At 64.2% G+C, this 12,495-nt stretch carries 11 protein-coding genes; 6 read left to right on the forward strand and 5 right to left on the reverse strand.

Translation table 11 applies throughout. The features are described 5' to 3' along the window. Positions 1–188 precede the first annotated feature (188 nt). Positions 189–638: an SRPBCC family protein gene (locus tag GPL20_RS26105; protein WP_157333010.1), complete on the reverse strand. Its 450-nt coding sequence runs from the start codon at positions 636–638 to the stop codon at positions 189–191. A gap of 525 nt (positions 639–1,163) precedes the next feature. Between GPL20_RS26105 and GPL20_RS26110 the strand changes: the two genes are divergently transcribed. The 4 genes from GPL20_RS26110 (at position 1,164) to GPL20_RS26125 (ending at position 6,339) form a co-directional block, all read left to right on the forward strand. After that, positions 1,164–1,664, forward strand: a complete 501-nt coding sequence (locus tag GPL20_RS26110; RefSeq protein ID WP_254126154.1) for a (2Fe-2S)-binding protein — start codon at positions 1,164–1,166, stop codon at positions 1,662–1,664. 80 nt (positions 1,665–1,744) lie between these two features. Then, positions 1,745–4,087, forward strand: a complete 2,343-nt coding sequence (locus GPL20_RS26115; RefSeq protein WP_157333012.1) for a xanthine dehydrogenase family protein molybdopterin-binding subunit — start codon at positions 1,745–1,747, stop codon at positions 4,085–4,087. 136 nt (positions 4,088–4,223) lie between these two features. Then, positions 4,224–5,024: an FAD binding domain-containing protein gene (locus GPL20_RS26120; RefSeq protein ID WP_157333014.1), complete on the forward strand. Its 801-nt coding sequence runs from the start codon at positions 4,224–4,226 to the stop codon at positions 5,022–5,024. 202 nt (positions 5,025–5,226) lie between these two features. Then, positions 5,227–6,339, forward strand: a complete 1,113-nt coding sequence (locus GPL20_RS26125; RefSeq protein ID WP_254126156.1) for a CaiB/BaiF CoA transferase family protein — start codon at positions 5,227–5,229, stop codon at positions 6,337–6,339. A gap of 192 nt (positions 6,340–6,531) precedes the next feature. Here GPL20_RS26125 and hppD read toward each other — a convergent pair whose 3' ends face one another. Beyond that, the gene (hppD, locus tag GPL20_RS26130) at positions 6,532–7,650 is read right to left on the reverse strand and encodes a 4-hydroxyphenylpyruvate dioxygenase (protein ID WP_157333016.1); all 1,119 of its coding nucleotides are present in this window, start codon (positions 7,648–7,650) and stop codon (positions 6,532–6,534) included. A 120-nt stretch (positions 7,651–7,770) separates the two neighbouring features. On the opposite strand from hppD, the gene GPL20_RS26135 reads away from it, so the two are divergent. Both GPL20_RS26135 and GPL20_RS26140 read left to right on the forward strand, forming a co-directional pair. Then, positions 7,771–8,250: an Lrp/AsnC family transcriptional regulator gene (locus tag GPL20_RS26135; RefSeq protein ID WP_157333018.1), complete on the forward strand. Its 480-nt coding sequence runs from the start codon at positions 7,771–7,773 to the stop codon at positions 8,248–8,250. Positions 8,251–8,322: 72 nt separating this feature from the next. Next, positions 8,323–8,634 carry a DUF1272 domain-containing protein gene (locus GPL20_RS26140; protein ID WP_157333020.1) on the forward strand — a complete coding sequence of 104 codons (312 nt, stop codon included), beginning with the start codon at positions 8,323–8,325 and terminating at the stop codon, positions 8,632–8,634. Positions 8,635–8,748: 114 nt separating this feature from the next. Here GPL20_RS26140 and fahA read toward each other — a convergent pair whose 3' ends face one another. The 3 genes from fahA to GPL20_RS26155 all read right to left on the reverse strand — a co-directional run bounded on the left by fahA (position 8,749) and on the right by GPL20_RS26155 (position 12,486). Continuing rightward, positions 8,749–10,020, reverse strand: a complete 1,272-nt coding sequence (gene fahA / locus GPL20_RS26145) for a fumarylacetoacetase (RefSeq protein WP_157333023.1) — start codon at positions 10,018–10,020, stop codon at positions 8,749–8,751. 160 nt (positions 10,021–10,180) lie between these two features. Next, positions 10,181–11,527 carry a homogentisate 1,2-dioxygenase gene (hmgA, locus tag GPL20_RS26150; protein ID WP_157333025.1) on the reverse strand — a complete coding sequence of 449 codons (1,347 nt, stop codon included), beginning with the start codon at positions 11,525–11,527 and terminating at the stop codon, positions 10,181–10,183. A 2-nt stretch (positions 11,528–11,529) separates the two neighbouring features. Next, positions 11,530–12,486, reverse strand: a complete 957-nt coding sequence (locus tag GPL20_RS26155; RefSeq protein ID WP_157333027.1) for an MBL fold metallo-hydrolase — start codon at positions 12,484–12,486, stop codon at positions 11,530–11,532. Positions 12,487–12,495 lie beyond the last annotated feature (9 nt).

Here is a 12,495-nt window from a genome sequence, read left to right on the forward strand (position 1 = left end):
GCTTTGCGCGCTTAGTATAGGCGGAAGGTAGTAGTGCAGATCACTGTCGGCTTTTGCCGCTCATCTCGTTGTCGACGCTCGCGTCTTGCCCTTATTTTGAAGCTCGAAACGAACGATCGGATTTGCGGCAACAACGTGCCGCGATCCGATAGTTACACCTGGCATCGCGCGTCGATCATCCGCGTCAATCACGATGATGGCGCTACCACGGCCGCAAAGCTTTCGAAGAAATCCGCGGCCAGCTTCTTCGACGTCGAATCGATCAGCCGCGAGCCGAGCTGCGCGAGCTTGCCGCCGATCTGCGCCTCGGCTTCGTAGTGGAGGATGGTGACGTCGGGCGCCTCTTCCTCGAGCCTGACCTTCGCGCCGCCCTTGGCAAAGCCGGCCACGCCGCCGGTGCCCTCGCCGACGATGCGATAGCCGTCGGGCGCATCGATATCGGTCAGCGTCACCTTGCCGCTGAACGTCGCCTTCACCGGGCCGACCTTCAGCACCACGGTTGCCGTCATCTCCGTGGGCGACGCCATCTCGAGCGATTGGCAGCCGGGAATGCAGCGCCTCAGAATCTCGGGATCGTTGAGCGCGGCCCACACCTTGGCTTTCGACGCCGGGATGCGCTGGCTGTCGTTCATTTGCATCGCTTCCGCCCTCCGTTGTGCTTGTCGAACTCGGGTAGAGCGGCACTCGCCATCGATCAATCGCCAGGAAGTACTAGGCGAGCGGACGCGGCACGGGGGCCGGCGCCGCAATGCCCGGCGCCAGCCACGCCCAGGGCACACCCACAATAAAATCAATGACTTAACAATCCGCCAGGTACTACCAAGATCGCGATTACAAAGCCGCGAACGCGTGCTCCTATTCGCGGCAAGGAACAACATCCAAGGGAGAACAACGTGCGATAGGCTGAGCTCGCGGACGAGTGGCGGCGGCACGCGACGTCGACGATGCGACGTTGCCTGCGGATGCGCTGCAGAACTTTCCAAACCTGCCTTGCGGTTGCGCCAAGCGTTGGCGGCGACCTGGAGCATCATGATCGAATCGCGCGCCGTGACGGAAGCCACGATGACCTTTCCATGACGCGGGGTCACCAAAATGCCAGTTGCAAAGTTCCGTTGCGCTGTTTCTAATTAGAACCAATCAAAATCATTCTGGGAGGACTTCACGTGTCTACAGTCAAACTGACGGTCAACGGCAAGGCCGTTTCCGTCGACGTCGAGGACCGCACCCTGCTGGTCCACGTCTTGCGCGATCACCTCAACCTCACCGGAACCCATGTCGGCTGCGACACCAGCCAGTGCGGCGCCTGCGTCGTGCACATGGACGGCAAGGCGGTGAAATCCTGCACCATGCTGGCGGGCCAGGCGGACGGCTCGAGCGTCACCACGATCGAAGGCATCGCCAAGGGCGACGAGCTGCATCCGATGCAGGCCGCCTTCCGCGACAATCACGGCCTGCAGTGCGGCTATTGCACCCCGGGCATGATCATGTCGGCGATCGACATCGTGCAGCGCCATCATTCTCAAGGATCTGGCGGCCAGCTCGACGAGGCCACCGTGCGGCAAGAGCTCGAGGGCAATATCTGCCGCTGCACCGGCTACCACAACATCGTCAAGGCCGTGCTGGATGCGGCCGGGCGCATGAAGGTTGCGCAGGCGGCCGAATAGCGGCCGCCGCGAACAAGAAAACCACTGCCGCTTTCGATGGAAAGCGCAGGTCAACAAATTTCCGGTCGGGAGGACCAGCCATGGGTGTTGAAGGCATCGGCGCACGCGTCGTGCGCAAGGAAGACAAGCGTTTCATTACCGGCAAGGGCCGCTACGTCGACGACATCAAGCTGACGGGCATGACCCATGCCCATTTCATCAGAAGCCCGCACGCGCACGCCAAGGTGAAGAAGATCGATTCGTCCGCCGCGCTGAAGATGCCGGGCGTGGTCGCGGTGCTCACCGGCCAGCAGCTCGTCGACGACAAGGTCGGCAACCTCATCTGCGGCTGGGCCATCACCTCCAAGGACGGCAGCCCGATGAAGATGGGCGCATGGCCGGCGATGGCGCCGGAGACGGTGCGCTTCGTCGGTCAGGCCGTCGCCGTCGTGATCGCCGACAGCAAGAATCTGGCGCGCGACGCGGCCGAGGCCGTGGTCGTGGATTACGAAGAGTTGCCCGCGGTCGCCGATATGCAGGCCGCGATCAAGGCCGGTGCGCCGCAGCTTCACCCCGAAGCCCCCGGCAATCAGGTCTACGACTGGGTGATCGGTGACGAAGGCGCGACCGACGCCGCCTTCGCCAAGGCCGCCAACGTGGTCAAGCTCGACGTCACCAACAACCGCCTCGCGCCGAATGCGATGGAGCCGCGCGCGGCGATCGCCGATTACGACGCGGCCGAGGAGCATTTCACGCTCTACACGACGTCGCAGAACCCGCACGTCGCCCGCCTCGTGCTGTCGGCCTTCTACAACATCGCGCCCGAGCACAAGCTGCGCGTGATCGCCCCCGACGTCGGCGGCGGCTTCGGCTCGAAGATCTTCATCTATCCCGAGGAGATGGTGGCGCTGTGGGCCTCGAAGAAGGTCGGCCGTCCCGTGAAATGGACCGGCGACCGCACCGAGGCCTTCCTCACCGACGCGCATGGCCGCGACCATGTGACCCATGCCGAGATGGCGTTCGACGCCAACAACAAGATCACCGGGTTGAAGGTGAAGACCTACGCCAATTTCGGCGCCTACATGTCGCTGTTCTCGTCGTCGGTGCCGACCTATCTCTACGCGACGCTGCTGTCGGGCCAGTACAACATCCCGGCGATCCATGCAGAGGTGATCGGGGTCTACACCAACACGACGCCGGTCGACGCCTATCGCGGCGCGGGCCGCCCCGAGGCTAGCTACCTGATCGAACGGCTGATGGAGACGGCGGCGCGGCAGCTGAAGGTCGATCCGGCCCAGCTGCGCCGGACCAACTTCATCACCCAGTTCCCGCACCAGACGCCGGTGATCATGGCCTATGACACCGGCGACTTTAACGCCTCGCTCGATGCGGCGATGAAGGCGATCGACTATGCCGGCTTCGCCGCCCGCAAGGCGCAAGCGAAGTCACAAGGCAAGCTGCGCGGCATCGGCGTCTCCTGCTACATCGAGGCCTGCGGCATCGCGCCGTCAAAGGCGGTCGGCAGCCTGGGCGCCGGCGTCGGCCTGTGGGAATCCGCCGAGGTGCGCGTCAACCCGGTCGGCACCATCGAGATCCTGACCGGCTCGCACAGCCACGGCCAGGGCCACGAGACCACCTTCTGCCAGCTCGTTGCGGATCGCCTGGGCGTTCCGATCAGCCAGGTCTCGATCGTCCATGGCGACACCGACAAGGTGCAGTTCGGCATGGGCACCTACGGCTCGCGCTCCGCGGCCGTCGGTCTCACCGCGATCCTGAAGGCCATGGAAAAGATGGAATCCAAGGCCAAGAAGATCGCGGCGCATGCGCTGGAAGCGTCGGAGGCGGACATCGTCATCGAGAACGGCGAGTTCAAGGTGACAGGCACCGACAAGGCCATCGCGTTCCCGATGGTCGCGCTCGCCGCCTATACCGCGCACAACCTGCCTGAGGGAATGGAGCCGGGCCTGAAGGAAAGCGCCTTCTACGATCCCACCAACTTCACCTTCCCGGCCGGTGCCTATATCTGCGAGCTCGAGGTCGATCCCGGCACCGGCAAGACCTCCTTCGTCAACTTCGTCGCGGCCGACGATTTCGGCCGGCTGATCAACCCGATGATCGTCGAGGGTCAGGTCCATGGCGGCCTTGCGCAAGGGATTGGCCAGGCGCTGCTCGAGCACGCCATCTACGACGCCAACGGCCAGCCGGTCACGGCCTCGTTCATGGATTACTCGATGCCGCGCGCCGACGATTTGCCCTCGTTCAACCTCTCCCACACCACGACGCTGTGCCCGGGCAATCCCCTGGGCATCAAGGGTTGCGGCGAGGCCGGCGCGATCGGCGCTTCCGCGGCCGTGATCAACGCGATCACGGATGCGATCGGCAAGAACGACCTGGAAATGCCCGCCACCCCGGACCGGGTGTGGCGCACGATCCACGCGGCTTGACACCACGTCGTCATTCCGGGGCGACGCGCAGCGTCGAACCCGGAATCCGGAGCTGAAGAATTCAACCTCGAGATTCCGGGTCTGCGCCTGCGGCGCATCCCGGAATGACAGAGAAAAGATTTCAGGAGCAACGAAGATGTACCAGACCACCTATCATCGCGCTTCCTCGGTCGACGAAGCCGCCAGCCTGTTCGGCAAGAGCAGCGAGGCGAAATTCCTCGCCGGCGGGCAGACGCTGCTGCCGGTCATGAAGCAGCGGCTCGCAGGTCCCTCCGACGTGATCGACCTTTCCAAGATCAAGGACATGATCGGCGTCGAGGCCGCCGGCGACACGCTGACGATCAAGGCCGCGACGCCGCATTATGACGTCGCCACCAGTGACGCCGCGAAGAAGGCGATCCCCGCGCTCGCCTATCTGGCGTCGCTGATCGGCGACCCCGCCGTGCGCTATCGCGGCACGATCGGCGGCTCGATCGCCAACAACGATCCCGCCGCCGACTATCCGGCTGCGCTGCTGGCGCTCGGTGCCACCGTGAAGACCAACAAGCGGTCGATCCCGGCCGAGGATTTCTTCCAGGGCCTGTTCACGACGGCGCTCGAAGACGGTGAGATCATCACCGCCGTGTCGTTCCCGGTTCCGGCAAAGGCAGGTTACGCCAAGATGCGGCATCCGGCCTCACGCTTCGCCCTCACCGCGGTGTTCGTCGCACAGACGAAGTCGGGCGAGATCCGCGTTGCCGCGACCGGTGCCTCGCAGAGTGGCGTGATGCGGGTTGGTGCCATCGAAGCCGCGTTGAAGGCGAACTGGTCGCCGTCGGCGATCGACAGCGTCAGCATTCCCGCGAGTGGACTTCTGTCCGACATCCACGGCACGTCGGAGTACCGCGCCAACCTCGTCAAGGTGATGGCGCAGCGCGCGGTGGCTGCTGCCGGCTAGCAATCCAGCGTCTCGACGCAATTTTTCCGCGGCGCGCACTTCGGTGCGCGCCGCTTTTATTATGCGCCCATGCATGAAAAGCGCTTGCCTCGCTGACGTGAAGGCGGGAAAAGTTAATCAGCCAATTAACTCGCCCACAGAGGAACGTCCGACGCGGCTGCCGTGCCACCGGCATCCGCCCGCGACCCGAGGAAACAACGACGTGCTCGATAAACCAGCCCCAAACTCGTCCGTCCGCACCTTCGGCCCGCTGTCGGGCTTCCGCATCGTCGAATTCGCCGGCATCGGACCCGGCCCGTTCGCCTGCATGATGCTGGCCGACATGGGCGCCGACGTCGTCACCCTCGACCGCGTCGGCGCGAAGAAGAGCATGAAGTCGGTGGCGGGCCGCGGCCGCAAGGTGATCGAGCTCGACCTCAAGGACAAGGCGGCGATCGCCGAGGTGCTCGACCTCTTGGCCAGCGCCGACGCGCTGGTCGAAGGCTTCCGTCCCGGCGTGATGGAGCGGCTCGGGCTCGGGCCCGATGTGGTGCTCGCGCGCAATCCAAAACTCGTCTACGGCCGCATGACCGGCTGGGGCCAGGAAGGCCCGCTTGCGAATGCCGCCGGCCATGACATCAATTATATCTCCATCACTGGCGCGCTCGCCGCGATCGGCACCGAAGAGGCGCCGGTGCCGCCGCTCAACCTCGTCGGCGATTTCGGCGGCGGCGCGCTCTATCTCGTGGTCGGCGTGCTCGCCGCGCTGCTGGAAGCATCAAGGTCCGGCAAGGGGCAGGTGGTCGACGCCGCGATGTGCGACGGCGCGGCGTCGCTGATGTCGTTCTTCTTCGACATGACCACGATCGGCCGCTGGACCGAAGGCCGCAACCAGAATTTCCTCGACGGTGGCGCGCATTTCTACGGCGTCTATGAATGCGCCTGCGGTCACTTCGTCTCGATCGGCTCGATCGAGCCGCAGTTCTACGCGCTGCTGCGCGAGCATGCCGGCCTCTCCGACGCCGATTTCGACGCACAGATGGACCGCAACGCCTGGCCGGCGCTGAAGGAGAAGCTGAAGGCCGTGTTCAAGAGCAAGACGCGCGAGGACTGGTGCAAGATCATGGAAGGCACCGACATCTGCTTCGCCCCGGTGCTGACCATGTCGGAGGCGACCCGGCATCCACACATGGTCGCCCGCAACGCCTTCGTCGAGCGCCACGGCGTGAAGCAGCCGGCGCCCGCGCCAAGATTCTCGCGCACGCCGTCGGCGGTGCGCGAGCCGGAAGCGGCGGAGATCGGGGCGGTGACAGCTGCGTGGAAGGCGGGGCATTAGACCCCTGTTGCAACAATTTCCGCTGTCGTCCCGGCGAACGCCGGGACGCATAACCACAGGGAGTGGTTTGGCGAAGACTCGGAGTTCGGCGCTTCTGCCGACCCCAATCGATGGATTCCGCGGTATGGGTCCCGGCGTTCGCCGGGACGACACCGATGAATGTAGCGCGAGTTGCGTCTGACGCGGACGCCCCTACGCCGCGCTATCCACCTTCAGCACCCCGCGCCGGATCTGATCTTCTTCGATCGATTCGAACAGGGCCTTGAAATTGCCCTCGCCGAAACCGTCATCGCCCTTGCGCTGGATGAACTCGAAGAAGATCGGGCCGATCGCGTTGGCTGAGAAGATCTGGAGCAGCACCTTGGTCTGGCCGCCGTCGACCACGCCTTCGCCGTCGATCAGGATGCCGTTCTTCTGGAGACGTGCGAGGTCCTCGCCGTGCTTGGGCAGGCGCGCATCGATCTTCTCGAAATAGGTGTCGGGCGGCGCCGGCATGAACGGCAGGCCCGCCTCGCGCAGACCTTCGATGGTGCGGTAGATGTCGCGGCAGCCGCAGGCGATGTGCTGGATGCCCTCGCCGCGATAGATCTTCAGATATTCCTCGATCTGGCCGGAATCGCCGGCGTCCTCGTTGATCGGAATCCGGATCTTGCCATCCGGGCTGGTCAGCGCGCGCGAGAACAGGCCGGAGGCGCGGCCCTCGATGTCGAAGAAGCGGATCTGGCGGAAATTGAACAGCTTCTCGTAGAAACCGGCCCAGACATCCATGCGGCCGCGATGGACGTTATGGGTGAGATGGTCGAGATAGAACAGGCCGGCACCATCGGGCCGCGGATCGCGCGCGTCCAGCCATTCGAACTCGGCATCGTACGCCGAGCCCTTGGCGCCGTAGCGATCGACCAGATAGAGCAGGCTGCCGCCGATACCCTTGATCACGGGCACGTCGAGCGTCTTCTGCGCCGACGGCACATCGGCAGGCTCGGCGCCGAGCGCGATCGCGCGCTCATAGGCCGCCTTCGCATCGACCACGCGGAACGCCATCGACGGCGCGCAGGGGCCGTGCGCGGCGACGAAATCGTAGCCGTGGGTGCCGGGCTCTTCGTTGACGAGGTAGTTGATGTCGCCTTGGCGATAGACCGTGATCTTCTTGCTCTTGTGGCGTGCGACGGGCGCATAACCCATCAACCTGAACAGCGTGTGCAGCTGTTGCGGATCGGGATGCGCGTATTCGACGAACTCGAACCCGTCGGTCCCCATCGGATTGTCGGCGCTGATCGTGGCCGGCGGTGCATCGTGCGGAAACGGACCCATGGTGCTCTCCCAAATTGCGCTGGCTGGAACTATCCTTCATGAGGCGCGCAATGAGCGTGCAAACGGGACACGATTTCGCTATCCTACGCACGATCCGTGCACGGAATAGGCAAAATACGCATGATCTCAGTTGACGCCTTCGACCTCAAGATCCTGGGCGCACTCCAGGACGACGGCCGCCTCACCAACCAGGAGCTCGCCGATCTCGCAGGCCTGTCGGCCTCGCAATGCTCGCGGCGGCGGATGCGGCTGGAGGAGGAGAAGGTGATCGCGGGCTATCACGCCGACCTCTCCAGCGAGGCGCTCGGCTTCGGCGTGATCGCCTTCATCCAGGTGGGGCTTGCGACCCATTCGCCGGACAATTCAAAGCGCTTCCGCGCGCTGGTCAATCGCATCGACGAGATCCAGGAAGCCTATTCGCTGACGGGCGATGCCGACTATGTGCTCAAAGCCGTGCTGCGCGACCTCAAGGGCCTCTCCAATCTCGTCAACGACGTCCTGATGCCGCACCAGAGCGTGGCACATGTGCGCTCCTCGATCGTGCTCGACAGGCTCAAGGAAAGCTCAAAGCTGCCGCTCAAGGAGATCAAGCCCGGCTGAAATCGAGGGAACTACGGCATTCGCGCTGCCGGCCGGATCTGCGATGATCTGCGCCAATCCGGAGACTCAGCCATGGCCCTCCAGCTTCGACCGAACTGCGAATATTGCGACCGCGACTTGCCGCCGAACGCGACCGACGCGCGGATCTGCTCCTATGAATGCACGTTCTGCGCGGACTGCGTCGAGACGAAGCTCTCCAATGTCTGCCCGAACTGCGGCGGCGGTTTCGCGCCGCGGCCGATAAGACCGACGCAGGAATGGCGGCCGGGTGTGTGCACGACCAAGCAGGTGCCGTCCGACAAGAGGGTGCATCTGAAATACAGCCCGGAGGACGTCGCGGCGCACTGCGCGAGAATACGGGACGTGCCGCCGGAGGCGCGCTAGGTTGGAAGCCGTCGTTCCGGGGCGATGCGCAGCATCGAACCCGGAACCTCGAGATTCTCCGGTGCGCAATTGCGCACCGTAGTTCGCGCTGCGCGCGCCCCGGAATGACAGCAGCTACCCCGCCGCCAAAATCGTCCCCTCGACCTCGCCAAACCCGACGCGATAGCCGTTGCCCTGGCACCAACCGCGCATCACGAGGCTGTCGCCGTCTTCCAGGAACGAGCGTTTCACCCCGCCCGGCAATTCCACCGGCTCGGTCCCGTTCCAGCTGATCTCCAGGAGGCTGCCGCGCTGGTTCTTCTCCGGGCCGGAGATGGTGCCACTCCCCAGGAGATCGCCGACGTTCATCGCGCAGCCAGAGGAGGCGTGGTGCATCAGCTGCTGCACCGAGGACCAGTACATGTACTTGAAATTGGTACGGCTGATGCTGGCGGGTGCGTTGGCGCCGGCGGCACGCAGGGACACGTCGAGCGCGATGTCGTAGTTCTGCGGCTTGCTCTGCTTGAGATAATCGAGCGGCACCGGCTCCTGCTCCGGCCCCTTCAGGCGGAACGGCTCCAGCGCCTCGCGCGTCACCACCCAGGGGCTGATCGAGGTCGCGAAGGCTTTTGCCAGGAACGGGCCGAGCGGCACGTATTCCCATTGCTGGATGTCGCGCGCGCTCCAGTCGTTGAGCAGCACGAAGCCGAAGATCATCTCTTCGGCCTGTCGCTCGGTGAGCATGCCACCCATCGGCGAGGGCTGGCCGACCACGACGCCCATCTCCAGCTCGAAATCGAGCCGCTTGCACGGCCCGAAGCTCGGCACCTCGACATTCGGCGGCTTCAGCTGTCCGCGCGGGCGCTTCACCTTCGTGCCGGAGACCACGACGGTGGACGCGCGGCCGTTATAGGCGATCGGCATGTGCAGCCAGTTCGGCTGGAGCGCATTGTCCTTGCCGCGGAACATCACGCCGACATTGGTGGCGTGCTCTTTCGACGAATAGAAATCGGTGTAGCCGGAGACAGTGAACGGCAGATGCAGTGTTGCATCGCGCATCGGCACCAGAGCCTGCTTGCGCAGCTCCTCATTGTCGCGCAGCTCCGGATGATCGTGGCGCAAGAGCTCGCTGATCCGCGCCCGCGTCTTCGTCCAGACCTTTGGTCCCAGCGCCATGAAGGGATTGAGCGACGGTCCTGAGAACACACCGAGCGGCCCGACATCGAGCCGGGAGTCCTGCTCGAGCTCCCAGAGATCGAGCACGTAATTGCCGATCGCGACGCCCACGCGCGGTGTCGGATTGGCCGCGGTCGAGAACACGCCATAGGGCAGGTTCTGGATCGGGAAGTCGGAGGCGGGATCGACGTCGATGAAGGAGCGGAGGCTGAGGTCGTTGGGGTGGGGCATTGGTTTCCTGCCGAATTATTTAAAATTTTCTCCGCCGTCATTCCGGGGCGCGCGGAGCGCGAGCTCCGATGCGCAATTGCGCATCCGAGAATCCATACTCACGACCGTGGTTATGGATTCCGGGCCTGCGCCTTCGGCGCATCCCGGAATGACGAAGCAACTACGGCCTGTTCGGATCGAACCGCTTCTCCAGGCCCTTCCAGCAGTCCGCATAGTCGTCCTGAAGCGTCGACGAACTCGCAGCATGCGCCGTCACGCGCTGCGGGTAGCGGGTCTCGAACATGAAAGCCATGGTGCCGGTCAGCTTGACTGGCTTCAATTCGCCATTGCTGGCGTGCTCGAAGGCGTCGCGATCGGGGCCGTGCGGCAGCATGCAATTGTGCAGGCTGATGCCGCCGGGCACGAAGCCCTGCGGCTTGGCGTCGTAGACGCCGTAGATCAGGCCCATGAACTCGCTCATGATGTTCATGTGATACCAGGGCGGACGGAAGGTGTTGTCGGCGACCATCCAGCGCTCGGGGAAAATGACGAAATCGATATTCGCGGTGCCCGCGGTCTCCGACGGCGAGGTCAGCACCGTGAAGATCGAGGGATCGGGATGATCGAAGCCGATCGCGCCGACCGGCGAAAACGTGCGCAAATCGTACTTGTACGGCGCGTAATTGCCGTGCCAGGCGACGACGTCGATCGGCGAATGCGGCAACGTGGTCCTGAACAGCGAGCCGCCCCATTTCACGTAGAGCTCGGTTGGCGTGTCCTTGTCTTCGTAGTTCGCCACCGGGGTGAGGAAGTCGCGCGCATTGGCGAGGCAGTTGGCGCCGATCGGCCCGCGTTCCGGCAGCGTGAAGGCGCCGCCGTAATTCTCGCAGAGATAGCCGCGCGCCGGCCCGTTCGGAATCTCGACGCGGAATTTGACGCCGCGCGGGATCACCACGATCTCGCCCGGCTCGGCATCAATGCGGCCGAACTCGGTGACGAGGCGCAGATTGCCCTGCTGAAGCACGAACATCAGTTCGCCATCGGCATTGTAGAAATGCTGGTCCACCATCGACTTGGTGATGAGGTAGACATGCGCGGCCATGCCGGCCTGCGTGTTCACATCACCGGCCGTGGTCATGGTCTGCACGCCCTGAAGGAAGGTGACCTCCTCCTTCGGCATCGGCGTCGGATCCCAGCGCAGCTGTGCGATCGGCAGATCGTATTCATGGCACGGCGCCGAGCGCCACAGCCCGGCATCGACCTTCTCGAAGCGGCCGGAATGCTTCACCGAGGGGCGGATGCGATAGAGCCAGGAGCGCTCGTTGGTGCCGCGCGGCGCCGTGAAGGGCGAGCCGGAGAGCTGCTCGGCGTAGAGCCCGTAGGCGCAGCGCTGCGGCGAGTTGCGCCCGATCGGCAGCGCGCCCGGTAGCGCCTCGGTCTCGAAGCTGTTGCCGAAGCCGGACATGTAGCCCGGCGTGACCTGAGCCGAACTTCGGACGATCTGATCAGGCGAGGTATTGATGTTCATGACTATCCTCCTCCTTGCAGGGCGGCCCACATTTCCTGGTCGCGTTTGTCGGTCCAGATCACGGGATCGTCGATCCCCGACGCTTCGTCATAGGCGCGCGACACGTTGAACGGCAGGCAGTGCTCGTAGATGGCGAAGCTGGAAAATTTTGGATCCATCACCTCGCGCGTCGCCGCCATCGATTCCTTCAGCGTGCGGCCCCTGGCAACGGAGATTTCGGCCGCGCCATAGAGCGAGGTGACGAAGTCGCGCGTCATCGCGATGGCTTCGCGCACTGTGCCTATGCCCTTCAGCGCGTCACCGCGGCCCGGCGCGATCGCCTTGGGATTGAAGTTGCGGATCTCGTTCAGCGTCAGCGGCCATTCGCGCAAATGCGCATCGCCGCAATAGCAGGCCGAGTGATATTCGATGAGGTCGCCGGAGAACATGACTTCCGCGTCCGGCACCCAGGCGACGATGTCGCCGGAGGTGTGGCCGGCGCCAAGCTGCATCAGGCGCACCTCGCGTTGTCCCAGATAGATCGACATCTCGCCTTCGAAGGTCAGCGTCGGCCAGGTCAGGCCGGGGATGCTCTGCGCGTCCTGGAACAGGCGCGGGAAGCGGCCGTATTCGGAATCCCAATCCTGCTTGCCGCGCTCCGCGATCAGGCGATAGGTCTCCTGCGAGGCGACGATGCCTTGCGCCTTGTAGGCGGATGCGCCCAGCACGCGCACGGCGTGATAATGCGACAGCACGACATATTTGATCGGCTTGTCGGTGACGGTGCGGACGCGCTCGATCACCTTGTTCGCCATCGCGGGCGTCGCCTGCGCATCGAACACGAGGCAGCCGTCGTCACCGACGATGACGGCCGTGTTGGGATCGCCTTCGGCGGTGAAGGCGTAGAGATCGGTGCCGATCTCGGAGAAGGTGATCTTCTTCTCGGAGAGATCGCCGGTGGATGCGAAATTCTTCGCCATCAATTCGTC

The organism is Bradyrhizobium cajani (genome assembly GCF_009759665.1).
In the GTDB taxonomy this organism is placed as follows: domain Bacteria; phylum Pseudomonadota; class Alphaproteobacteria; order Rhizobiales; family Xanthobacteraceae; genus Bradyrhizobium; species Bradyrhizobium cajani.